Here is a 23,366-nt window from a genome sequence, read left to right on the forward strand (position 1 = left end):
AGGACACCCATGCCAGATGACATCGCCCCACAGAGCGCCCCGCCGGCCATGATCCCTTGGGGGAAGGAGCTGCTGCCAGGCTTCCGTCGCGAGCGCATCGATGTCGGCGGCGTCGGCATCAATGTCGCGATCGGCGGATCGGGGCCGCCGCTCCTCCTGCTGCACGGCAACCCGCTGACGCTCGTCTCCTGGCACAAGGTCGCGCCCTCGCTCGCGCAGGGCTTCACCGTCGTCGCGCCCGACCTGCGCGGCTACGGCGACAGCGACAAGCCCGACGGCGGGCCCGATCACAGCGGCTACTCGTTCCGCACCATGGCGAACGACAACGTCGCCGTGATGGAGAAGCTCGGCTTCGGCCGCTTCGGCGTGGCCGGGCATGACCGCGGCGCGCGCGTCGGCTTCCGCATGGCGCTCGACCATCCCGAGAAGGTCACGCGGCTCGCAGCGCTCGACATCGTGCCGACGCACCACGTGCTCTCGAACGTCACCCTCGGCTGGGGGCTCGAGGCGTATCACTGGTTCTTCATGGCGCAGAAAGCGCCCTTCCCCGAGAAGCTGCTCTGCGCCGACCTCGCCTATTACATCTCATACAAGCTGAACAAGAAGGGGGTCGGACTCGAGATCTTCAGCGCCGAGGCCATGGCGGAGTACGTCCGCTGCACCACGCCAGAGCAGATCCACGCCGTGTGCGAGGACTATCGCGCGACCGTCTCGGTCGACTTCGCGATGGACACCGCCGATTTCGGAAAGCGGACGATCGCCGCGCCCGTCCTCGTGCTCTGGGGCTCGAACAGCCATTGCGGCCGGCACTTCAAGCCGCTCGAGGCCTGGGCCCCCTGGGCACCCGACCTTCGCGGCTGGCCGGTGCCGACGGGCCACTACCCCGCCGAGCACCGGCCCGAGCTCGTCTACGATCCGTTCTGGCGCTTCTTCTCAGGCAGCGAACCCGTTCCTTACAAGGAATGATCGGCAGGTGAGGTAACCTCCACCGAGGCGGAGGCGAAGCGTGGGCACAACGAAGGAGATCCTCCGATGCGCCCTGCCTCGATCCTTGGCCGGCTTCTGCGTGGCTCGGTAGCCCTCGCGCTCGCCGCAACCCTTTTCGAGCCTGTACCCGCATCGGCGTCGGACCAGAAGACGATCGCCGAACAGCTCGTCGATGCGTTCGAGGGCGTGTTCGGCGTCCATGCCGGGGCACGGCGAAGCGGCGCCAAAGGGGTGTGCGCGACCGGCGAGTTCATTGCGACGGGCGCGGCCGCCCATCTGACGAAGGCGGCCACGCTGCGCGAGGGCGTGCGTGCTCCCGTACTGGCGCGCTTCTCCGTCGGCGGCGGCAATCCGAATGCGCCGGATGCATCGCCTTCCGTGCGCGGCCTCTCCTTCGCGATCGAGGGTCCGGGCGGCGAGGCGCACGAGTTCGTGCTGATCAATGCACCGGTCTTCGGCGCGCGGACGCCGGAGAGCTTCCTGACCTTCCTGCGCGTGCGACAGGCGGACCCCGCGACGGGACGCGTCAATGCCGAGGCCGTCGCCGCAGCCAACGCCGCCCATCCCGACTGGGCGCCGCAGATGGCCTATCTCCGCGAGAATGCGCCACCCGCAAGCTATGCGACGGCGCCGTATTTCGGGGTCAACAGCTTCGTCCTCGTCGATGCCGCCGGAGCCCGCCGCCATGCGCGATGGACCTTCGAGCCGGTCGCCGGGCGGGTTGGCCTGACGGCGGAGGAACGCGCCTCCCGCCCGCGCGACTTCCTGGACACTGAGCTGCGCGACCGCCTCGGCCGCGGCCCGGCGGAGTGGCGCGTGCTTCTGACGCTCGCCGCCCCGGGTGATGCCGTCGACGATGCCGTAACCGCCTGGCCGGCCGACCGGGAGACGCTGCAGGTCGGGCTTCTCCGCATCACCGCGGCCGATGCGGCGGGAACGAAGGGCGCGTGCGACGGGCGCTTCTTCAACCCGACACTCCTGCCCGACGGGATCGAGCCGTCGAACGATCCGATCCTGACGATCCGAGCGGAGGTCTATGCGGTGTCGCTCTCGCGGCGAAGCAACTGAGGCGGGCGCGATGGCACGCGAAGGGCCCCTTCTTCAGAGCAGGCCTTTCGCGATGCCGCCATCGACATTCACCGTCTGGCCGGTGACGTAGCCGGCCAAAGGGCTCGCGAGCCACACCACCATCGCGGCGACCTCGTCGGGCTCGCCGAAACGCCCGAGCGGGATCTCGTGCGTAAACTCGGCGATGATCTCCTCGCGCGTGACGCCTCGCTCGGCCGCCATCCTGTCGGCCCGGTCGGTCCAGAGCCGGGTGAGCGTGCGGCCAGGCGCGACCGAGTTGATGCGGATGCCCTCGGGCGCGAGCTCGCCCGCCAATGTCTTCACGAGCCCGAGCAGACCCGCCTTGTGCACGTTGGAGACGACCTGGTGCGCATGCGGCTGCCGCGCCGAGGCGGCACCGAGGATGACGATCGCCGGCCCCTCGCCCTTCCTCAGATGCGGCAGCGCGGCGCGCACAAGCCGCACGGCGGAGAGCACGTTGAACGTGTAGTTGCCGAGCCAGTCCTCGTCGGTGAGCTTCTCGAAGGCGGAGCGGATCGACCCGCCCACGCAATCGATCACCGCATCGAGCCCGCCGAGCGCTGCGGTCGCCTTGGCGACAAGCGCGTCTGCCTCACCCGCGAAGGTGACATCGGCGGCGAAGGCCTCCGGCGCGTTGCCCGTGGCTTCGCCGATCGCGGCCGCGGCGTCGGCGATGTCGGCGGCGTTACGCGATGCGATGGCGACACGCGCACCCTCTGCGGCGAGCATCCGCGCGGTGGCCAGCCCGATGCCAGCCGATGCGCCGACGACGAGCACGCGACGCCCTTCATACCTGAGATCCACTGATCCTCCTTTCGACGATGCGATAGAGACCGAACACGGGAAGAATGGTTGCCGCGATCACGGCGATGCGGACGATCTGGAACGCAGTCACCGCCGTTGCGTCGAGGCGCATGATCTTCGCCGTCAGCACCATCTCGGTGATGCCTGCCGGCGCGACGGCGAGGAAGGCCGCGGCATAGGGCAGGCCCGTCGCGGCTGCAAGCAGGGCGCCGCCGGCCGCCGCGGCGACCACGAGCAGCACCGCAACCGCAAGCCCGCCGAGCGCCACGCGCGGCAGGCGAAGCAGGCTCTCGCGTCGGAAGCGCACGCCGAGCGCGATGCCGATCGCGATCTGCGCCACCACGAGCGCGCCCCACGGCACTGCCGCACGGAACGGCTCGACGGCGGCGAAGACGGCCGCGCCGAGCATCGGACCGACGAGCCAGGGGTTGGGGAACCCCGCAGGCATCAGCGCCCAGGCGCAGACGAGCGCGCCAGGCATGAGTGCCACCCAGGCCCATGGGTGAACGCCTTCCGCAGGCGCCTCCTCGATGCTCCCGCCTGTGCCGAAGGCGACGACGAGCACAGGAACCATCAGCACCACGACGAAGACGCGGATGGCATGCACCGTCGCCACCGCATCGGCATCGCCGCCATGCCGGCGCGCGACCTGCGCCATGTCGGCCATGCCGGCCGCGGCGGTGGCGAAGAACGCGGTGCGCGCATCGACGCGCGCAAGCGGGCGGAGCAGGAAGGCCGCGGCCGTCGTCACGGCGATGACGCCGATGGTCGCCACCACGATCGCAGGCGCGAGCGAGATCGTTCCACCGAGCACCGCCGGCGTCATCCTGAGCCCGATCGCCACGCCGACCACCGCCTGGCCGATCTGCCGACCAGCCGGGACCGGCGCGAGCGAGAGCCCGTAGGCAGAGGCGGCCGCGGTGGCCACCATCGGGCCGATCATCCAGGCGAGCGGCACGCGAAGCCACCAGGCGACGACGCCGCCAGCAAGGCCAAGCGCGAGGCCGAGCGCGATGGCCCGCGGCTTCAGCGAGTTGAGCTTCGGCAGGCGGGACATGACCGTCGCGCGTTTCGCAGCTTGCGGCGCGGGGGGCGGCGGGGCGTCGTTCATTGAACCGGTTGCGGCATCATGGTCGCGGCAGGCTCTGCGCGATGCTGCAAAGTGTCAACGGTTGACACAATGGCGGCTACCCGTCGGCCTGGGCATGGGAAATGGGCAGAAAACGTCGCCCAACCGCGGCGAAACGACCAGCGTTGACGGTTGACAGTTCCCCGGCCTAGAGATGGACCCGGAAACGAACACCCCTTCGCCACGCAGCGCCAAGGGGGAACCCTACGGGAGGAACGCGCATGACCCTACGCCGGAACGCCGTCTCGCGCCGCACGCTGCTCGCCGCCGCCGGTGGCGCCGCGCTCGCAGCACCTGCCACGCTGCGCGCTCAGGGCGCCTACCCCGAGCGGCCGCTCACCATCCTCGTGCCCTTCGCGACCGGCGGCTACAACGACCGCTACGCCCGCGCCATCGCGCCGTTCCTGCAGAAGCATTTCGGCCAGCCCGTCGTCGTGCAGAACCGCCCGGGCGGGTCGACGATGCTCGGCAACATGTTCTACCTGCAGCAGCCCGATGACGGGTACATGGTGATGGTCCACTCGGCCGGGCCGTTCATTCCCCTGTCGATCCTGACGCGGAACGCGCAGTACAAGGCCGACGATTTCTGGATGATCAACCTGCCCTCGCGCGATTCCACGCTTCTCGCCTGCGCGACAAACAAGCCGTTCAACACGGTCGAGGAGGTGATCGCGCAGCTGAAGCGCGACCCGCGCTCGATCAGCGTCGGTGTCCAGCCGGCCTCGGCGGACCTCGTGAACCTTGCGCTGCTGATGCAGGGCCACGGCATCGACCGCTCGCGCATGCGCATCGTAACCTATGACGGCGGCGGCCCGGCGCGCACCGCGACGATGGGCGGGCATGTCGATGTCGGCTTCGTCGGCGGCGAGGGCTTCCTGCCGGTGAAGGACCGCATCCGGCCGCTGCTCGCCTTCGCCGACGAGAAGGTCGATGGCTTCGAGGAGACGCCGCTGATCACCGACCATGCCAAGGCAGCAGGCTTCGCGGACGAGTTCGTCGATGGCTCGCAGCGCGGCTTCGTCGTCTCGAAGAAGTTCCGCGACGCGGCGCCCGAGCGCTACCGCATCATGGCGCAGGCGATCGAGCGCGCGACGAAGGACCCCGAATGCGTCACGACGCTGAAGGGCCAGCAACTCGCCACCACCTGGTATGGGCCGGAAGCCTCGAACCAGGCCTATCTCCGCTCCGCCTCGCTGATGGAGAAGTACTCCGACCTCCTGAAGCAGGCCTGAGAACGGCGGTCGCGGCGATGCGCGAAGGGGGCGGCATCCGGATCGAATGGGGCCAGCTTGCGCTGGTCACCGCGCTGGCCGGGCTTGCCCTCGCCTACCTGATCGACGCGCGCTCGGTCTCTCTCTCGACGCAGAACCTGCTGCTGCTGCAGCCGACGGCGATCATCGTCCTGATCCTCTGGGCGGTGATCGCCTATGGCTGCATCAGGCGCGGCGAGACGGATGAAGGCCCCTCCAAGGCCGACTGGGCCGGTCGCGCGCGCGTTCTCGCCATGGTCGCCGCGTTCGGCGCGTTCATCTTCTCCCTCGAACGCATCGGCTATGACATCGCGATGGCGCTGTTCGTCTGCGCCGGGCTATGGATCGGCGGCGAGAGGCGGCCGCTCGTGCTCGTCCTTTTCCCGCTGATCTTCACCGCCGCCGCGATCCTCGGCTTCCGCGCGCTCGTGCCCTACCCGTTCCCCACAACCCTTCTCTAGGCGCGCGATGATCGATCTCGATGCAGCCGGCTCGGCCGTCGCCCTTCTCGCCGGCTCGCTCGATGCCTGGATCTGGGTGATTCCGGGGCTGCTCATCGGCCTCGTCTTCGGCGCGATGCCGGGCATCTCCGTGTCGATGGCGATGGCGCTCGTGCTGCCCGCGACGCTCTACATGGAGTTCCTGCCGGCGATCATCTTCCTCACCTCCGTGTACACCGGCGCTGGCTTCGGAGGGTCGGTGCCCGCCGTGCTGATGAACATCCCCGGCACGTCCTCGGCGGTCGCGACGACGTTCGACGGCTACCCGATGGCGCGCGCGGGCAAGCACAACGAGGCGCTCGGCCTCGCCCTCGTTGCCTCCTGCCTCGGCGTGCTCGGCAGCTACATCGTGCTGTTCGTTCTCGTGCAGCCCCTCGCCGAGCTCGTGCTTCGCATCGGGCCGTTCGAGATGGCGGCGATCGCCATCTGGGGAATGATCCTGCTCGGCTCGCTCGGCGGAAAGTCGCTCAGCCGCGGCCTGTTCGCCGCAGGCATCGGCATCCTGATCGGCACGGTCGGCATGAACACGGCCGGCTACCTGCGCGGCACGGCGAACATCCCCGAGCTGCTCGACGGCGTGCCGACGATTCCCGCAATGGTCGGGCTGCTGGCAGCGAGCCAGCTCTTCGGTCTCGTGAACACGCATTTCCTGGTGGAATCCGAGGAGGACCGGCAGATCAGCCTCCGCCGCATCATCGCGGGTGGAATGATGACCTTCCGCCACCCCGTCACCCTGATCCGCGGCTCGATGATCGGCGCGCTGGTCGGCGCCGCGCCGGGCGTCGGCTCCTCGATCTCGAACCTTCTCTCCTACGCGGAGGCGCGCCGCGCCTCGAAGGACCGCGACAGCTTCGGCAAGGGCAACCCCGAGGGCGTGATCGCTTCGGAGAGCGCGAACAGCTCTTCCGAAGGCGGCTCGATGGCGACGATGCTCGCGCTCGGCATCCCCGGCGGCGGCGCGACAGCGATCCTTCTCGCCGCGTTCGCGATGCACAACGTCGTCGGCGGGCCGCGCTTCATGGATCAGAACCGCGACATCGTCTACGCGATCATCCTGTCGAATTTCGCCCAGGCCGTGCTCCTGCTTTTCGTCGGCACGGGCTTCGTGTTCTGCGCCTCCGCCATCGTCCGGCTGCCGCTGCGCTTCCTCATCCCCTGCGTGCTCGTGATGGCGACGATGGGCTCGTTCGCGATCGAGGGCTCGATCGCGGGGCCGGCGACGCTCTTCGTCTTCGCCGTGCTCGGCTGGCTCATGTCGTCGGCGGGCTATCCCGTCGCCGCGGTCGTGGTCGGGCTGCTTCTGGGGCGGCTGATCGAAACCGAGATGCTCCGCGCCTGGCAGCTCGCCGGCGGCGACCCGGCGGAGGTGCTGAACCACCCTGCCGCCATCGGCATCATCCTTCTGATGTGCCTGTCTCTCGGCGTCTCGGCGTGGCAGGAACGCAGGCGCCGCCGCGCGAAGGATCTCATCGGCGTGGGCTGACCGGAAGAAGAGGCAGATGCCGCGCCATGAGCTGATCGTCGCACTCGGAGAGATCCACTACCGCGTCGAGCGCCCCTGGGGCGACGTCCCCTCCGGCGCGGGGGTGCCGAGCGACGTCGCCTGCGCGGCCGACGGCACGGTGTTCTGCCAGCTTCGCCAGGATCCCTCTGTCGGCCCCGCGGGCCCGGCCGTCGTGGTGCTCGCCCCCGATGGGCGGCGCCTCGATGCCTGGGGCGGCGACGACGTGGCCGACGGGCACATGCTGTCGGTCCATCCCGACGGCCGGGTGTTCGTGGTCGATCGCGACGCGCACGAGATCATCGTATTCGACCGGGCAGGCAAGCGCCTCGGCGGCCTCGGCGCGCGGCACCGCCCGGGCGAGCCGTTCAACGCGCCCTGCGACGTCGCCTTCGGGCCGGACGGCTCGATCTACATCGCTGACGGCTACGGAGCCTCGGTCGTGCATCGCTTCACGGCCGAGGGCACGCCGCTCGGGCGCTGGGGCGAGCCGGGGGAGGGACCGGGCCAGTTCACCACGCCGCACGGCATCTGGGTTCTGGGCGATGGCCGCGTGACGGTCGCAGACCGCGAGAACAACCGCGTCCAGGTGTTCGATGCCTCGGGGCGGTGGCTTGCGGACTGGCGCGACCACCACAAGCCGATGTCGGTGCACGGCGCGCCAGGCGGCGGGCTCTACGTGACAGACCAGGTGCCGAGGCTCTCGCTGGTCGATGGCACCGGCGCGCTCCTCGGCCGCTGCCGCCCGGTGCTGAACGGCGCGCACGGCATGTGGGCCGCGCCGGACGGGGCGATCCTGCTCAGCGAGCAGAACCCGCCCCGCCTGACGCGGCTCGTACCCGTCTAGGCAGCCTGGCGCCGCCCCGCGGCCACGCCGATCATGCCCAGCGCAGCAAGCAGGAGCGCAGCGCTCGCCGGCTCTTGCACCGGGACGCGGGCGATATAGACCCCCGCCCAGCTCGCCTCCTCGTCGGCCATGCTGACGCTGATGACGAAGTTGCCGTCGCGGAAACCGTCACGCTCGAGAGCGATCGAGGTGATCGGCAGGCCCGCCGCCTCGGGATCGACGAGTTCGCCGAGCATGCCCTCGGCGAGGAGCTCGGACGGGCTCGCGCCGTTCGCGAAGTCGAAGAACAGCGCGGTGAGCGCCTCCTCACCCGCCTCGGCAGGCTTGAGCGCCTCGGCGGGGCAGGCCAGTGTCACCGTCCGTGTCTCCGTGCCCCATGCAACCCGGAAGGCCAGGCGTCGCCCGTCGAACGAGAGCGGTTCGCCGATGCGGTTCAGCGACGTTCCGGAGCCGTTCACCGCACCGGGGATGGTCTCGCCGAACGACACCAGCGTCGAGAGACCTGGCTGCCCGACGCGCGCGAGGCCGCCGCGCAGGGCGGCACTCAGCGGACGGGCCCGCCCCGTCCCGGGCCAGGCGCAGGGCCAGTGCCTGGGCCTGGGCCAGGGCCAGGGCCCGCTGCTCCGCCAGGCCCGCGTCCCGGTCCCGGCCCACGCCCGCCGGCGCCCCGTTGCGCCCTATCCCGCGCCGTCAACGTCTGGCCGCGCTGGTCGGGCGTCATGGCATTCCACCGCTGGCGGATCGCCCCATCGTCGAGATCGGGCGAGTCCTGCCGGAACGCGTTCTGGACGCGCTCTCGGGCTCCAGGCGGAAGATCGTCGAAATCCTGCCCGAGCATCTGCTCATGGCGTGCGCCCACCTGCGCTGGCGGCTGCTGGGCGAAGGCCAGCCCCGGCAGCGCTGCGAAGGCCAGGGCGAGAACAGCTCTGCGGTGCATCGTTCGAACTCCTCTCCAGGCCGCAACGAAACGTGCAGCATCATGGATAGGCCGTCGGCACGTGGAACGGATTGATCGGGATCAACCCTGGGCAGACTGTGTCCGAAGCACTCAGCCCGCGTTGATCTCCTCGGCGAGCAGCGCGATCTCAAGCCACTCCTCCTCCGCCGCCGCGTGATCCGCCTGCGCCTTGGCGAGCGCGGCGGAGGCGCGGTCGAAGGCCGCGCGGTCGCGCGCGTAGAGGCCCGCATCGGCGAGGATGGCGTTCTGCCTCGCGATCTCCGCCGCAAGCACCTCGATGCGCGCAGGCAACGTTTTCAGCGCGTGCTGCTGCGCGAAGCTGAGCTTCCGCTTCGCCTCCTGGGCCGGTGCCGCCTGGCGGGAGGCCTCGGCTCGCTTCTGCTGCGCGGGCGGGGCGCTCCGCGGCGTCACGCCCTCGCCGCGCTGGGCCAGCATGTCGGAGTAGCCGCCCGCATATTCCTGCCACCTCCCCTCGCCCTCGGAGACGATCACCGATGTCGCAACACGGTCGAGGAAGTCGCGGTCATGGCTGACCACGAGCACGGTGCCGCGATACTCGGCGAGAAGCTCCTGCAGGAGGTCGAGCGTCTCGAGGTCGAGATCGTTCGTCGGCTCGTCGAGCACGAGCAGGTTGGAGGGCTCGGCCAGCGCGCGGGCGAGCATCACGCGCGCCTGCTCGCCGCCCGAGAGCTTGCCCACCGGCGTCTGCGCCTGCTCGGGAAGGAACAGGAACTCCTTCAGGTAGCCCATCACGTGCCGCATCGTGTCGCCGACGCGCACCATGTCGCCGCCGCCGGTGAGCGTGTCGGCGAGGCTCCTCTCCGGGTCGAGGCTCGCACGGGACTGGTCGAGCGCGACCATCGCGAGCCCCGCGCCGAGGCGCACCGAGCCCTCGTCGGGCGCGAGCGCGCCGGTGAGCATGGAGAGAAGCGTCGTCTTCCCCGTGCCGTTCGCGCCGACGATGCCGACACGGTCGCCCCGCATGATGCGCGTGCTGAAGCGCGCGACGATCGTACGCTCCCCGTATCGTTTCGTGATCTGGTCGGCGGCGATCACGAGGCTGCCCGAGCCGTCTGTCTCCGCGGCCGTGGCGCTCGCGCGGCCCGTCGGGATCACGCGGGTGCGTCGCTTCTCGCGCAGAGCGCGGAGCTCTGCCATGCGGCGGACGTTGCGCTTGCGCCGCGCCGTGACGCCGTAGCGGACCCAGTCCTCCTCCCGCGCGATCTTGCGCCCGAGCTTGTGCGCCTCGGCCTCCTCCTGCGCGAGAACCTCGTCGCGCCAGGCCTCGAAGGCGCCGAAGCCCTGCTCGAGCCGCCGCGTCTCGCCGCGGTCGAGCCAGACCATCGCGCGGGAGAGCCGCTCGAGGAACCGCCTGTCATGGCTGATCAGGACGAGCGCGCCGCGATAGGCGCGAAGCTCCGCCTCGAGCCACTCGATGGCGGGAAGGTCGAGATGGTTGGTCGGCTCGTCGAGAAGCAGGATGTCGGGGTTCGGCGCCAGCGCGCGGGCGAGCGCCGCGCGGCGCGCCTCGCCGCCCGACAGCGCGGCAGGATCCTCCGCTCCGGTGAGGCCGAGCTGTGCGAGCAGGTAGCGGCCGCGATAGGGGTCGTCACCCGGGGCGAGCCCTGCCTCGACATATGCCCCCGTCGTTTCGAAGCCGGCGAGATCGGCGCCCTGCGGCAGGTAGCGCAGCGTCGCACCGGGCTGGAGGAAGCGCGTGCCGGCATCGGCCTCGATCAGCCCGGCGGCGATGCGGAGAAGCGTCGATTTCCCCGCCCCGTTGCGGCCGACCAGCGCGAGCCTGTCCCCCTCCCCCACGGCAAGCGAGGCGGAGCGGAGAAGTGGCGTCGCGCCGAAGGTGAGCGCGATGTCCTGGAGCGCGAGAAGAGGCGGAGCCATGGCGGCTCTCTACGCCAGCGAGGCCGCCAGGGCTACAGGCCGCAGGCGGCGAGCGCGGCCCGCATGTGCGGCGGCACCGGCGCCTCGGCCCGGATCTCCGGCCGCCCGTCCCAGCCCGGTATCACGATGGCGCGCGCGAGAAGCTGCAGCCCCTCCGGCGCGGCGCGGCCGTACAGCGCGTCGCCGAGGATCGGGAAACCGGAGGCGGCGCAATGGATGCGAAGCTGGTGCGTCCGCCCCGTCTGCGGCGAGAGCTCGAGCCACGTCGTGCCCGCGCCGCGGCCGAGCACGCGGAACCGCGTTACGGCAGGCAGGCCGGCAGGGTCGGGCCGCATGCGCCAGCCGCGTTCGCGCGAGCTCACCTTGGCGAGGGAGAGGTCGATCACGCCCTCCTCCGCCTCGGGTCCGCCCTGCACCACCGCCCAGTAGGTCTTGCCCACGCGCCCTTCCGCGAAGAGCCGGCCGAGCGCGGCGAGCGCGGGCTTGGTGCGGCCGAGCACGAGGCAGCCTGCGGTGTCGGCATCGAGCCTGTGGGCGGGCTCCGGCCGGTGCCGCTTGCCCTCGCGCAGCGCCTCGAGACCATCCTCCACCGAGGCGCGCGCCCGGGGGCCGCGATGCGTCGGCAGCCCGGCCGGCTTGTCGATCACCAGCACCGCCTCGTCGCGGTGCAGGATCACGGGTTTCACCAGGCTGTGCCGTCCTTCCTGAGGAAGCGGCGGCGGCCATCCCGCCCTGGCGCAAGGTGGAGGTCGACGTCGGGATAGGCGCAGACATCGCTGTCCCTGGCCTTGGTTCCAACGACGAGGAACACCGCGTCAACTTCCGTGCGGTTGACGAGACAGTGCGCGTCCCCGGTGTCGCACGGAAACCCCACGACCATGCCGGGAGTCATCGGCTGCTCGCCGTCATTCGTGATCAGCGTCGGCGTGCCCTCAAGCACCATCACGAACTCGTCCTCCGCGCTGTGGGCGTGGCGAAGGCTGCTCGCCGCACCCGGCGCTAGGCGGACAAGGTTGACGCCGAACTGCGTCAGCGAGAACGCATCGCCGAGCCGGCGCGAGAAACGCCCCGCGACCGCCGCATGGAACGGCGCTGGGTATGAGGTGCCGCCCCTTTCCTCGATCTCGTGCGTGTCGACGGCGCGCGCCATCTCCCCCTCCCTCTCAGGGCATCAGCAGCGTCGAGCCTGTGGTCCGCCGCGCCTCGAGCGCGCGATGCGCCTCCGCCGCGTCCTTCAGCGGGAAGCGCTGGTTCACCTCGATCTTGACCGCGCCCTTCTGCACCACGTCGAACAGCGCCGAGGCGCTGCCGGCGAGTTCATCGCGCTTGGCGGTGTAGGTTGCGAGCGTCGGGCGCGTGACGTAGAGCGACCCCTTGGCCGCGAGAATGCCGAGTTCGAACGGCGGCACGGGGCCGGAGGCGTTGCCGAACACGACGAGCATGCCGTAGGGCGCGAGGCAGTCGAGCGACTTCATGAACGTGTCGCGCCCGACGCTGTCGTACACCACCGGCAGCATCTTGCCGCCCGTGATCTCCTTCACCTTCGCCTGGAAATCCTCGCGCGTGTAGACGATCGGGTGGTCGCAGCCATGTGCGCGGGCAAGCGCGGCCTTCTCGTCCGACCCGACCGTGCCGATCACCGTGCAGCCGAGATGCTTGGCCCACTGGCACATGATGAGGCCGACGCCGCCCGCCGCTGCGTGGATCAGGATCGTCTGGCCCTTCTGCACCTTGAAGGTGCGGAGCAGCAGGTATTCGGCCGTCATGCCCTGAAGCATCATCGCCGCCGCCGTCTCGAAGCTGATCGCGTCGGGCAGCTTCACCAGGCGCTCGGCCTTGATCGTGCGGAACTCGGCATAGGCGCCGATCGGCGCGGTGGCGTAGGCGACACGGTCACCCGGTTTGATGTCGGTCACGCCCTCGCCGACGGCCTCGACCGTGCCCGCTCCCTCCATGCCGATCGTCGCCGGAAGCGAGGGGGGTTTGTAGAGGCCGGTGCGGAAATAGACGTCGATGTAGTTGAGCCCGACCGCCGCGTGGCGCACCAGCGCCTCGCCCGGGCCAGGGGAGGGAACCGGAACCTGCTCCCAGCGCAGCACCTCGGGGCCGCCATGCTCATGGATACGAATGGCGTGATGCATCGGTCGCTCCCGGTCTCTCTGTGTCGTCTCTAGCCTGGTTGCGGTGTCAGTGTGCCGGCGCTGCGAGGAGCGGTGCGTCGGCGTGCTCGTGGGCGAGGAGATAGCGCTTCGTATCCGCTCCCTCGCCGCCCGAATAGCCGCCGAGCGCGCCCGAGCCGACGACCCTGTGGCAGGGAATGATGATCGGGATCGGGTTCGCGCCGCAGGCACCGCCCACGGCGCGGGCGGAGCTGCCGAGCGCGGCGGCGATCTCGCCGTAGCGCCGCGTCCGGCCTGGCGGGATCGCCAGCATCTCGTCCCACACCTTCCTCTGGAAGGCCGTTCCCGCGGGCGCAAGCGGCAGGTCGAACGCCGACCGGGGGTCGTCGAAATAGGCGTCGAGCTGGCGCCTGGCCCGCGCAAGCAGCGGCGTCGCCTCCGCCACGCCGGCGCCGCGCCCGAAGTCGAGCGCGACGATCCGCCCGTCCTCCTCGAAGACGGTGATCTCGCCGAGCGGTGAGTGCAGCGTCAGATGCGGCACGACGATCCCATTATTGCGGGCCGCGGAAGGCAGGGCCGGCCACGGCGGAGGGCGATTTCGCGCCGCAGCAGGCCGGGCGTCAAGCCACCCCCTGACCGGTCGGGCCATCGGGGGCTGATCGGCCGCCGCGCCCGCGCTAGCATCGCCCAGGAAGCGCCTGCCCGGAGAGGGGCGCGCAAGGGAAGGGACGACACCCATGGCCATCTCCATCGCAGCGATCGACCCCGCGCGGCCGGATTTCGCCGGCGAGGTCTCCGGCATCGACCTCGCCGCGCCGATCACCCCGGCCGATGCCGCCGCGATCGACGCAGGCATGGCACGGTTTGCCGTGCTCGTGTTCCGCGACCAGCGCATCACCGACGAGCAGCAGGTGGCATTCAGCCGCCATTTCGGCCCGCTCGAGGAAGCGACGGGCGACCTCCGGCCGGTGGCGGAGCGGCGCATCTCGATGGCGCTGAACGACATCTCGAACCTCGACCAGTCGGGCAAGGTGATGGCGCGGGATGACCGCCGCCGGCTGTTCAGCCTCGGCAACATGCTCTGGCACTCGGATTCGAGCTTCAAGGCGGCCCCAGCGCGCTACTCGCTCCTTTCGGCCCGCGTGATTCCCGGCGCGGGAGGCAATACGGAGTTCGCCGACATGCGCGCCGCCTATGACGCACTCGACGACGAGACCAAGGCGATGATCCAGGACCTCGTCTGCGAGCACAGCCAGATCTATTCGCGCGGCGCGCTCGGCTTCACCGAGTTCACCGAGCAGGAGATGCGGCAATGCGCCCCGGTGAAGCAGCGCCTGGTGCGCCGCCACCCCGTTTCGGGCAGGAAGAGCCTGTTCCTCTCTGCCCATATCGGCGCGATCGACGGCATGCCGGTTCCCGAGGCGCGCATGCTGATCCGCGACCTGACGGAGCATGCGACGCAGCGCGAGTTCGTCTACGCGCATGTCTGGCGGCCCTTCGACCTCGTGATGTGGGATAACCGCGCGACTATGCATCGCGCCCGCCGCTACGACGCGACGCAGGTGCGCGACATGCGGCGCACCACCGTGTCCGACGAGGTCTCGACGCTCGAACAGGTCGCCTGAACACATCCGGCTGACTCACCGGCGCAGGGGGGCGTGCCCAGCGCGGGCCCCTTCTTCCTGGGCGGCGCAAATCTGCAATTGCGAGTCACTCGCAAATCGGCTAACACGCGCTCGTGACCGGTACCGAGACGCCTTCCCCTGAGCCGCGCGAGACCGCGGCGGTGGCTGCACCGCGCGTGAGCACCACAACGCTGTTCGAGGGACGGGCCGAACTCGAGATCGATCACCGGGGAGAGATCTACCGCCTGCGCATTACCCGCACGGGAAAGCTCATCCTGACGAAGTAGCCGGTGCCTCCCGGGGAGGCGCCAGCCAGCCAGCCACCGGCCCCGCGCCGGCAGCCAGCCAGCCCATCGCAAACGACCATCGCGAAGGAGTGGCCGGCCCATGCGGGCGCCGATGTTCCGACTGCTGATCCTCTCGACCACCATTCTCTCCGGCGGCGCCGCCGCGCAGACCGCACCCGCGACGACGCCCGCGCCGCAGGGCGTGACCTCGCTCGATGCCGTCGTCACCACCGCGACGCGCACGCCGGAAGTGGCGGGCGACGTCGCCGCGCCGGTAAGCGTGGTGCCGCGCGAGGAGATCCTCCGCCGCCAGCCGCAGAACCTGAACGACCTCCTGTTCGACATGCCTGGCGTGGAGGCAGACGGCCTTCCCCGCAACAGCGTGATGCAGCCGCAGATCCGTGGCCTGGGCGACGATCGCGTCGTCATCCGCGTCGACGGCGTGCGGCAGAACTTCTCCTCCGGCCATCGCGGCCGCCTCTTCCTCGACCCGTTCCTGCTGCGCCAGGTCGAGGTGGTGCGCGGGCCAGGCTCGATGCTCTACGGCTCGGGCGCGCTGGGCGGCGTGATCCAGATGCGCACCGTCGAGGCCGATGACCTGCTCCGCCCAGGCGAAAACCTCACCGGCATCGCCTCGGGCGGCTGGCAGAGCAACAACGGCCAGTACCAGGGCGGCCTCACCTCCGCGTTCCGCTCCGGCGCGCTCGATGGCGCTGCCTCGCTCATCGGCCGCACCGCGCAGGACTTCGAGGACGGAATCGGCCAGGACATTCCCTATTCCGCTGCCGATACGGTCTCCGGCCTCGCGAAGCTCGGCTACACGGTGGGCGACGGCATACGCCTCGGCGTCTCGGTGATCGGCTTCGGCGAGAACACGACGATCCCGGTCGCGGCCAACACGACCGACGCGACCAACATAGCCAAGCGCCGGCTCAGGCAGCAGCAGATCGCCGTCTCCGGCAGCTACGCGCCGCCCGGGCAGGACTGGGCCGATGCCGGCTTCACCGCCTACTACACCGAGGTTGGCATCGACGAACGACGCGTGGTGCCGAATGACGGCCGCTTCGACACGACCGACTACCAGACCTTCGGCCTCGACCTTCAGAACACCTCGCGCTTCTCGCTCGCTGGGTTCGAGCGCCATGCGCTGACCTACGGCATCGACGCCTTTCGCGACGACCAGGAGGGCACGCGCAACGGCGCGCCGCGCACGGCGTTTCCGAAGGCCAACCAGACGATCATCGGCCTCTTCGTCCAGGACGCGATAACCATCGGGCCCGTGACGGCAACCTTCGGCCTTCGCTACGACAGCTATGAACAGGAGGCACAGGGGCAGCAGAACCGTTCCGAGGATCACCTCAGCCCGAAGGTGTCGCTCGCCTGGCAGGTCACGCCCTGGGCGCAGCCCTACGTCTCGTACTCCGAGGCGTTCCGCGCGCCCTCGCTGGTCGAGCTCTACCAGACCGGCGTGCACTTCCCGATCAGCTTCTTCCCGTTCCCGACCTTCAACAACTTCATTCCGAACCCGGACCTCAGGCCCGAGATCGCGCGGAACAAGGAGGCCGGCCTCAATCTCCGCTTCCGCGACGTGTTCAGCCCGCGCGATTCGCTGCGCGCGCGCCTCTCGGTGTTCCAGAACGACATCGACGACTATATCGAGCTCGTCGTCGGGGCGACCACGACGCAGGCGCGCAACGTCTCTCGCGCGCGCATCCGAGGCATCGAGGTCGAGGCGGGCTACGACAGCGGTCCCTGGTTCGCGACCCTCGGGGCCTCGGCACTGGATGGGGAGAACAAGACCGAGGGCGGTCCGCTCAGCCTGATCCCGCAGCACAAGGTGGCGGTCACGCTCGGCCACCGCTTCCTCGAGAGCGGCTGGACGGTGGGCGGGCGCGTGCTCGCCACCGCGACGCAGTCGGAGAAGCCGCAACCCTCCTACCCCACAAGCGGCTACGGCCTGCTCGACCTGTTCGCGACCTATGCGCCGACGGAGGGACCGTTCGAAGGCTGGCGCCTCGATGTCGGGCTCGACAACGTGTTCGACCATGCCTACCGACGCCTGTCCTGGGACAGCGGCGCGAACCCGTCGCAGTTCTACGATGTCGGGCGCAACCTGAAGGTTGCGCTGCGCGCGCAGTTCTGAGTGCGCGCGATGCGGCGCGAGCGGCTTGCGGCGGCGTCCGGGGGGGACGATCGCGCGCACGCGCTCGCGCTCTCGCTTCTCGTCCACGCGGCCGCAGCGTTTCCGTTCGTGCTTGGCGTTGCCGGCGGCGGGGCGAAACTCGGAGAGGGCATCGGCGCCGCGGGCGGTCCTGCCACCACCTTCGAGGTCGTCGGCCCCCCAGTGCGCGGCGTCACCGATGCGCTTGCCGAGGAGGGAGCGGAGAACGAGGCACCGGCCGTCACCGCCGCGCTGGTTGACGAGGCGCCGCCGCAGCCGATGCCCGAGCCGGAGGAGGCGCGGTTCGTCGATCCTTCACCGGAGCCCCTGCCCGCCTTTCCCGAACCCGACATCGCGCGCGTGACCGAAGCGGAGCCGATTGTGCCGTTTCCGGAACCCGAGGCACCGCGGCTTGCCGAAGCCGAAGCGGTCGCTGAGAGTCCGGAGCCCGATCCTGTCGCCGAACTGGTGCCACCCGAGGCCAAGCCGGCGCAGCGCGCCGAACGCCGGCCCCGGCCACCCGCGCCCGTGCGCGAGGCAGCGCCGAAGCGCGCACCGGCGGCGCGAAACGAAACAGTGGAGCAGCGCCGCGCACCACCACGCCGCGGCGCTCCTTCCACTTCCGCATCGGCCGCCGCGACGAGCGGATCGTCGGCATCGCAGGCAAGCGCCGGTTCTGCAGGAAGTGCCGCGCTTCTGCCGATACTCGTCACCAACCCCGCCTTCCGCCATCCCCCCCGGCCGCCCGCCTACCCGCCTGCCGCCGTCGCGCGCGGGCTCGAAGGGACGGTGCTGATCCGCGCGCTGGTCTCGCCCGACGGCACAACGGTCGAGATCAGGCTCGAGCGGTCATCCGGGGTCGCGCTGCTCGACCGTGCGGCGCTGGCCGCCGTGCGCGGCTGGGCGTTCCGTCCTGCCTCCGTCGGCGGCAGGACGGTTCCAGCCTGGGTCGAGGTGCCGGTGCATTTCCGGCTCGGCTGATACGAGACCGAAAGAAAAGGAGAAGAGTCGATGATGCCTGCACTGGATGGCGGCGCCGCGATCGCCGAGCGGTTCGCAGCGTTGCGGGCCGAGCGGCCGGGCCTGCGCGTGCGCGATGCGGCAGCGAGGCTCGGCGTTCCGGAAGCTGCGCTCGTCGCCTCCACCGAAGGTGCCGTGCGCCTCCGCCACGACTGGGCCGGCCTGCTGGCCGCCATCTCGCGCACAGGCGACGTGATGGCGCTGACGCGGAACGAAACCGTGGTGCATGAGCGCCACGGCACCTATGGCACGGCGGAGGTGCACGGCAAGGTCGGGCTGATCGTCGGCGACGAGATCGACCTCCGCCTGTTCCTCGCGTACTGGGCGCATGCCTGGTTCGTTCCGGCCGGCCGCCCTGGCAGCCCGCGCGGGTCGGTTCAGGTGTTCGACGCAGCGGGCATTGCGACGCACAAGATCTTCGCCACAGAGGCAACCGATGCCGAGGTCTTCGCCGCGATCGCGCACGAGCTCGCCGATGACGACCAGGCGGTTCCCGCCTTCATCGCCGCCCAGCAGCCCAGGGCGCCACGTGCCGATGCGGCGGTCGATGGCGCGGGGCTGCGCGAGGCCTGGGCGACGCTCCCCGACACGCATGACTTCATCCGCCTTCTGCGGCGCTTCGACGTGACGCGACACCAGGCGATGCGGCTTGCGGGCGAGGACTTCGCCGCGCCCATCGGCACCCGCGCACCGGTGCGCGCCTTGGAGACCGCGGCGGGCTCGTCGCTGCCGGTGATGGTGTTCGTCAACAACCCCGGCACGATCCAGATCCACAGCGGCCCTGTCCGGCGCGTGGAGATGCGCGGCCCGTGGTTCAACGTGCTCGATCCGCGCTTCAACCTGCATCTTCGCACCGATGGCCTCGCCTCGGCCTGGCTCGTGCGGAAGCCGACAGTCGACGGGATCGTGACCTCCATCGAGGCGTTCGATCGTGACGACCAGCTCGTGCTGATGCTGTTCGGCAAGCGCAAACCAGGGCAGGCGGAGGACGAGGCGTGGCGCGCACTCGCGACCGCCGTCACGCTTGCGGAGCCTACGCCATGCTGAGCCGACGCACAGCCCTCGCTGCACCGGTCCTGCTCGCCGGCACGGCGCGCGCTCACGGACGGCGCATCGTCGTGGCAGGAGGTGGCATCGCGGAGATCGTCGTCGCCCTCGGCGCCGGGGGCGACATCGTCGCCGCCGACAGCACCGCGCTATTCCCACGCCGGCTGACGCGACTGCCGCAGGTTGGGTATCTCCGCTCGCTCGGCGCGGAAGGCGTTCTCTCCGCCTCGCCGACGCTGCTGATCCTCGCCAACGAGGCGGGGCCGCCGGAGGCGGTGGCGCAGCTCGAGCGGTCGGGCGTGCGGGTGGTTCGCGCGCCACGCGTCACTGGCCGCGACAGCCTCATCGCGGCGGTGCGCGTTCTCGCGGCGACACTTGGCGCGGAGGCGCGCGGCGACGCCATGGCGCAGGCGATCGCCGCTGACTTCGATGCGCTCACGGGCATCGTCGCTGGCCTGCAGCGACGCCCCTCCGCCGTGTTCGTCCTCGCCGCCGGCGGCGGCGCGCCGCAAGCCTCCGGTACGGCATCGGCTGCGGACGCGATGCTTGGCCTCGCGGGCGCGCGCAACGCCATCACCGCCTATCGCGGCTACAAGCCTGTCTCTGCCGAGGCACTGCTCGCCGCCGATCCCGAGGCGCTGGTGACGACGACGCACACGATGGAGGCGCTGGGCGGCGAAGGTGGGTTCGCACGTATTCCCGCGCTCGCCCCGCTCGCCGCGGTGCGCGGGGGGCGGGTGATCGTGTTCGACAGCCTCTATCTGCTTGGCTTCGGCCCGCGCACGGCACATGCGGCGCGCGACCTTGCCGCGGCGCTGCATGGCGACAGCGTTGGCAGCCTTCCCGCACGGCCATGGCTGGCGGAGCACACGTGACCCGCTCCGCACTCGCCTTGCCCGCGCGGCGGCGGCTCTCCACGAGCACCGCTCTGGCAGTGCTTGCCTTGCTGCTCGCGCTCGCCGTCATCGCGGCGCTCGCCACCGGGCCTGTTCCGCTGTCGCCTGGCCGCGTGCTCGCCGCGATCGCGGGCGACGCGCCGCTGCGCGATGTCGCCATCGTGCAGGCGCTCCGCCTTCCTCGCACGCTCGCCGCGGCGGTTATCGGCGCCGTGCTTGGCGTCGGCGGCGCGGTGATGCAGGGCATGTTCCGAAACCCGCTCGCCGACCCCGGCCTGCTCGGCGTCTCTGCGGGAGGTGCGATGGGCGCGGTCGCGACGATCGTTCTCGGCGCTGCGCTACTTCCCGAATGGTCACGGCCCCATGCCGGCGCCGCGGCCGCTTTCGCCGGCGCGCTTTCCGTCACGCTGCTGGTGCAGCGGCTCGCCACGGTCGAGGGCCGCGTGCTGATCGGCGCGATGCTTCTCGCCGGCATCGTGTTCAACGCGCTGGCCGGCGCGGTGACGAGCGCGATGATCTTCGCCGCCGACGACATGCAGCTCCGCGACATTCTGTTCTGGACGATGGGAAGCGTCGCGGGGGCGACGCATGCGAAGCTTGTGCTCGTCGCCGCCGCCTCGCTTCCGCTTCTGCTCGCCGCGCCGCTTCTCTGCCGCGCCCTGAACGCGCTGATTCTCGGCGAGCGAGAGGCGCTGACGCTCGGCATCCCGGTCGAGCGCGTGAAGCGCCTCGCCGTCGTGCTCGTCGCGTTGGCCGTCGGTGCCTCGGTCGCTGCCGCGGGGATGATCGCCTTCGTCGGCATCGTCGCGCCGCATCTCTGCCGGCTCGCGCGCGGCGCCGATCACCGCTTCGTCCTGCCCGCGAGCGCCCTGGTCGGCGCAACGCTCCTGGTCGCAGCGGACACCGCCGCGCGCACCGTGCTCGCGCCTGCGGAACTGCCCATCGGCCTCGTGACGTCGCTGATCGGCGGGCCATTCTTCCTCGCACTGCTGCTCCGCCAACGCCTTGCGGTGGACGGGTCATGATCGAGGCAAGAGGTCTCCGCGTCGCGCGCGGCGGGCGGGTGCTTCTCGCCGTCGCCGAGCTGTCACTCGCCCAGGGCGCCGTCACAGGCGTCGTCGGCCCGAACGGCGCAGGCAAGTCGACGCTGACGCGCGTGCTCGCGGGCGAGCTTCGCCCCGACACGGGAACGGTTCGCCTCGGAGAGCTTCCCGTCGCCGCGATCCCCCCTGCCGAGCTCGCACGGCGTCGCGCGGTGCTGCCGCAATCGACCATGCTCGGCTTCCCGCTGACGGCGGAGGACGTCGTGCGGCTCGGGCGCACGCCCCATGCAGGTGCCGCGAGCGCAGCGGAGGACGAGGCCGCAATCGCCGCGGCGATGGAGGAGGCGGGCGTCATCCACCTTGCGAGCCGCATGATGGCGACGCTTTCGGGAGGCGAGGCGCAGCGCGTGCAGCTCGCCCGCGTTCTCGCCCAGCTCTCCGGCCCCGACCCGGCGACAACAGCGCTCTTCCTCGACGAGCCGACCTCGAGCCTCGACCTTGCCCATGCGCACGCCATCCTTCGCGCCGCTTCGCGGCGTGCGGTGCAGGGCGCCACCGTGCTCGCGGTGCTGCATGACCTCTCGCTCGCCGCCGCCTGGTGCGACCGCGTACTGGTTCTCGAGGGCGGCACGATCGTGGCCGACGGCGCGCCGCACGCCGTGCTCGACGAGGCGCTTGTCTCGCGCGTCTGGGGCATCAGCGTCAGGCGCCTCGAGGGCGGGAGCGCGCGGGACATCGCCTTCCTCGCCGCCTGACCGCGCGACGGCCCTGCGTAGCTCGCGGGTTGACGACGCACCGGCCGCTTGCTGCGATGGAGCATCACCGTACACATGCGCCGGAGCCTCCATGGCACAGCATCGCCTCGAAGCCTCGCCGGAGACCGTCCACTGGGGCTATTTCGGGGCCGATGTGAAACCGGTGCTCGCCATCGCCTCGGGTGACAGGGTCGACGTCACCTGCGTGTCAGGACGGACGGAGACGTTCCCCGAGAAGGCAAGCGGCTTGACGGTTCCGCCCGCGCTGAAGGCGATCAACGAGCGCCTCGCGCCGGAGCTCGGCGCGCACATCCTCACCGGGCCCATCGCGATCGAGGGGGCCGAGCCGGGCGATATGCTCGAGGTCCGTATCGAGGCGATCACCCCGGGTGCGGACTGGGGCTACAACGCCGTCCGTCCCCTCGTCGGCACGCTGCCTGAGGATTTCCCGCTCACCCGCATCCTGACCATCCCGGTCGACCGCGCGCGCAACAGCTGCAGGCTTCCCTGGGGAACCGAGCTCGCCCTGTCGCCGTTCTTCGGGGTGATGGGCGTCGCACCCCCGCCTGCCTATGGGCGCATCGCGTCGAACCCGCCACGCGAGCATGCGGGCAATCTCGACAACAAGGAGCTCGTCGCGGGCACCACCCTGTTCCTGCCCGTGTTCGTGCCCGGCGCGAACTTCTCGGTGGGCGACGGGCACGGGGTTCAGGGCGATGGCGAGGTCTGCATCACCGCGCTCGAGATGTGCCTCGACGGCACGTTCACCTTCGTGCTGCACAAGAAGAAGGGTTCCGCCCCGCTTCTGTCCTTCCCGCGGGCGGAGACGGCGACGCACTACATCTCGATGGGCATGAACGAGGATCTCGACCTCGCCATGAAGCAGGCGCTGCGCGAAATGATCGCCTTCATAGCCGCGCGCTCGAACCTCTCGCCGCTCGATGCCTACCAGCTCTGCTCGCTCGCGGCCGATTTCCGCGTCACGCAGACGGTGAACGGCATCAAGGGCGTGCACGGGATGCTGCGCAAGGACCTGATCTGAGTGGTCCACAACCGGTGCGTGTGAGTTGTCCACAAGTTTCTCTCGACCGCGCCGTCACAACGGATTGTATGCGGCCAGGGCTCTCTGATACCGTATCTGGTGTCGGGAAGGCAGAAACCAGTGGGAGCCCGCGGGATGGATTGGACCGAGGAAGCAATCGCCACGCTGCGTCAGCTCTGGGCGGAAGGGCTCTCGACCGCCGAGATCGGCCGGAGGATGGGCATCTCGAAGAATGCCGTGGTCGGCAAGGCGCACAGGCTCAATCTCGCCGCGCGCCCCTCGCCGATCCGCCGCGTTCCGGGGCAGCCCGTGCCGCCGCGCGCACCCCGCGTCGTCGCGCGCCCGGCCATGCCGCGGCCCATGCCGATGCTGCCCGTCTCCCGCCCCGCCCTCGGCCAGTCGCCCG

Annotated in this window: 25 protein-coding genes; 17 read left to right on the plus strand and 8 right to left on the minus strand. The window is 70.6% G+C overall.

The window, feature by feature from the left end:
- Window positions 1-9: 9 nt before the first annotated feature.
- A complete protein-coding gene (locus FIF60_RS05075) occupies window positions 10-966 on the plus strand; it encodes an alpha/beta fold hydrolase (RefSeq protein ID WP_144184509.1) in 957 nt (318 codons plus the stop codon).
- A gap of 66 nt (window positions 967-1,032) precedes the next feature.
- On the plus strand, window positions 1,033-2,055 hold the full coding sequence (locus FIF60_RS05080; RefSeq protein ID WP_144184511.1) for a catalase family peroxidase: 1,023 nt from the start codon (window positions 1,033-1,035) through the stop codon (window positions 2,053-2,055).
- 33 nt (window positions 2,056-2,088) lie between these two features.
- Here FIF60_RS05080 and FIF60_RS05085 read toward each other — a convergent pair whose 3' ends face one another.
- On the minus strand, window positions 2,089-2,880 hold the full coding sequence (locus tag FIF60_RS05085) for an SDR family oxidoreductase (RefSeq protein ID WP_144184513.1): 792 nt from the start codon (window positions 2,878-2,880) through the stop codon (window positions 2,089-2,091).
- Window positions 2,864-3,937: an AbrB family transcriptional regulator gene (locus FIF60_RS05090; RefSeq protein WP_158639069.1), complete on the minus strand. Its 1,074-nt coding sequence runs from the start codon at window positions 3,935-3,937 to the stop codon at window positions 2,864-2,866. The genes FIF60_RS05085 and FIF60_RS05090 overlap by 17 nt, the downstream gene beginning before the upstream one ends.
- Before the next feature lie 293 nt (window positions 3,938-4,230).
- On the opposite strand from FIF60_RS05090, the gene FIF60_RS05095 reads away from it, so the two are divergent.
- The 4 genes from FIF60_RS05095 to FIF60_RS05110 are packed head-to-tail and all read left to right on the plus strand — an operon-like array spanning window position 4,231 to window position 8,107.
- Entirely contained in the window at window positions 4,231-5,241 is a 1,011-nt protein-coding gene (locus FIF60_RS05095) for a Bug family tripartite tricarboxylate transporter substrate binding protein (protein WP_144184517.1), read from the plus strand.
- A 17-nt stretch (window positions 5,242-5,258) separates the two neighbouring features.
- Complete coding sequence (locus FIF60_RS05100; protein ID WP_144184518.1) at window positions 5,259-5,720, plus strand: tripartite tricarboxylate transporter TctB family protein; 462 nt, start codon at window positions 5,259-5,261, stop codon at window positions 5,718-5,720.
- A gap of 7 nt (window positions 5,721-5,727) precedes the next feature.
- Window positions 5,728-7,242: a tripartite tricarboxylate transporter permease gene (locus FIF60_RS05105; RefSeq protein ID WP_144184520.1), complete on the plus strand. Its 1,515-nt coding sequence runs from the start codon at window positions 5,728-5,730 to the stop codon at window positions 7,240-7,242.
- Between the two features lie 16 nt (window positions 7,243-7,258).
- Complete coding sequence (locus FIF60_RS05110) at window positions 7,259-8,107, plus strand: NHL repeat-containing protein (RefSeq protein ID WP_144184522.1); 849 nt, start codon at window positions 7,259-7,261, stop codon at window positions 8,105-8,107.
- On the opposite strand, the gene FIF60_RS05115 is transcribed toward FIF60_RS05110, so the two are convergent.
- Complete coding sequence (locus FIF60_RS05115; RefSeq protein ID WP_144184524.1) at window positions 8,104-8,595, minus strand: PEP-CTERM sorting domain-containing protein; 492 nt, start codon at window positions 8,593-8,595, stop codon at window positions 8,104-8,106. The genes FIF60_RS05110 and FIF60_RS05115 overlap by 4 nt on opposite strands.
- 182 nt (window positions 8,596-8,777) lie before the next feature.
- Between FIF60_RS05115 and FIF60_RS05120 the strand changes: the two genes are divergently transcribed.
- A complete protein-coding gene (locus tag FIF60_RS05120; protein WP_144184526.1) occupies window positions 8,778-9,119 on the plus strand; it encodes a hypothetical protein in 342 nt (113 codons plus the stop codon).
- A gap of 36 nt (window positions 9,120-9,155) precedes the next feature.
- On the opposite strand, the gene FIF60_RS05125 is transcribed toward FIF60_RS05120, so the two are convergent.
- From FIF60_RS05125 to FIF60_RS05145, 5 genes are read right to left on the minus strand one after another with little or no spacing between them, the layout of a single operon-like run.
- Entirely contained in the window at window positions 9,156-10,964 is a 1,809-nt protein-coding gene (locus FIF60_RS05125; RefSeq protein ID WP_144184528.1) for an ABC-F family ATP-binding cassette domain-containing protein, read from the minus strand.
- Between the two features lie 32 nt (window positions 10,965-10,996).
- Window positions 10,997-11,650: an RluA family pseudouridine synthase gene (locus tag FIF60_RS05130; protein ID WP_144184530.1), complete on the minus strand. Its 654-nt coding sequence runs from the start codon at window positions 11,648-11,650 to the stop codon at window positions 10,997-10,999.
- Window positions 11,647-12,114, minus strand: coding sequence for a cupin domain-containing protein (locus FIF60_RS05135; RefSeq protein WP_144184532.1), 468 nt, complete (start codon window positions 12,112-12,114; stop codon window positions 11,647-11,649). Before FIF60_RS05135 ends, FIF60_RS05130 begins: the two co-directional genes overlap by 4 nt.
- A 13-nt stretch (window positions 12,115-12,127) precedes the next feature.
- A complete protein-coding gene (locus FIF60_RS05140; protein ID WP_144184534.1) occupies window positions 12,128-13,105 on the minus strand; it encodes a quinone oxidoreductase family protein in 978 nt (325 codons plus the stop codon).
- Window positions 13,106-13,151: 46 nt separating this feature from the next.
- On the minus strand, window positions 13,152-13,625 hold the full coding sequence (locus tag FIF60_RS05145; protein WP_144184536.1) for a methylated-DNA--[protein]-cysteine S-methyltransferase: 474 nt from the start codon (window positions 13,623-13,625) through the stop codon (window positions 13,152-13,154).
- A 196-nt stretch (window positions 13,626-13,821) separates the two neighbouring features.
- On the opposite strand from FIF60_RS05145, the gene FIF60_RS05150 reads away from it, so the two are divergent.
- From FIF60_RS05150 to FIF60_RS05195, 10 genes are all read left to right on the plus strand, one after another.
- A complete protein-coding gene (locus FIF60_RS05150) occupies window positions 13,822-14,709 on the plus strand; it encodes a TauD/TfdA dioxygenase family protein (protein ID WP_144184538.1) in 888 nt (295 codons plus the stop codon).
- 176 nt (window positions 14,710-14,885) lie between these two features.
- Entirely contained in the window at window positions 14,886-14,996 is a 111-nt protein-coding gene (gene hemP, locus FIF60_RS22025; RefSeq protein ID WP_239451490.1) for a hemin uptake protein HemP, read from the plus strand.
- 100 nt (window positions 14,997-15,096) lie between these two features.
- Window positions 15,097-17,139, plus strand: a complete 2,043-nt coding sequence (locus FIF60_RS05160) for a TonB-dependent hemoglobin/transferrin/lactoferrin family receptor (RefSeq protein WP_144184542.1) — start codon at window positions 15,097-15,099, stop codon at window positions 17,137-17,139.
- 9 nt (window positions 17,140-17,148) lie between these two features.
- Window positions 17,149-18,138 carry an energy transducer TonB gene (locus tag FIF60_RS05165; protein ID WP_239451496.1) on the plus strand — a complete coding sequence of 330 codons (990 nt, stop codon included), beginning with the start codon at window positions 17,149-17,151 and terminating at the stop codon, window positions 18,136-18,138.
- A 30-nt stretch (window positions 18,139-18,168) separates the two neighbouring features.
- The gene (locus FIF60_RS05170) at window positions 18,169-19,224 is read left to right on the plus strand and encodes a hemin-degrading factor (protein ID WP_204251113.1); all 1,056 of its coding nucleotides are present in this window, start codon (window positions 18,169-18,171) and stop codon (window positions 19,222-19,224) included.
- Complete coding sequence (locus FIF60_RS05175) at window positions 19,218-20,099, plus strand: heme/hemin ABC transporter substrate-binding protein (protein WP_144184545.1); 882 nt, start codon at window positions 19,218-19,220, stop codon at window positions 20,097-20,099. The genes FIF60_RS05170 and FIF60_RS05175 overlap by 7 nt, the downstream gene beginning before the upstream one ends.
- Window positions 20,096-21,145: a FecCD family ABC transporter permease gene (locus FIF60_RS05180; RefSeq protein ID WP_239451491.1), complete on the plus strand. Its 1,050-nt coding sequence runs from the start codon at window positions 20,096-20,098 to the stop codon at window positions 21,143-21,145. Before FIF60_RS05175 ends, FIF60_RS05180 begins: the two co-directional genes overlap by 4 nt.
- Window positions 21,142-21,918 (plus strand): heme ABC transporter ATP-binding protein, encoded by a 777-nt coding sequence (locus FIF60_RS05185; RefSeq protein ID WP_144184549.1) that lies wholly within the window; start codon window positions 21,142-21,144, stop codon window positions 21,916-21,918. Before FIF60_RS05180 ends, FIF60_RS05185 begins: the two co-directional genes overlap by 4 nt.
- A gap of 91 nt (window positions 21,919-22,009) precedes the next feature.
- Window positions 22,010-22,960 carry an acetamidase/formamidase family protein gene (locus FIF60_RS05190; protein WP_144184551.1) on the plus strand — a complete coding sequence of 317 codons (951 nt, stop codon included), beginning with the start codon at window positions 22,010-22,012 and terminating at the stop codon, window positions 22,958-22,960.
- Window positions 22,961-23,095: 135 nt separating this feature from the next.
- A partial coding sequence (locus FIF60_RS05195; RefSeq protein WP_239451492.1) for a GcrA family cell cycle regulator occupies window positions 23,096-23,366 on the plus strand: 271 nt, incomplete at its 3' end.

Source organism: Elioraea rosea (assembly GCF_007644105.1).
Taxonomy (GTDB): domain Bacteria; phylum Pseudomonadota; class Alphaproteobacteria; order Acetobacterales; family Acetobacteraceae; genus Elioraea_A; species Elioraea_A rosea.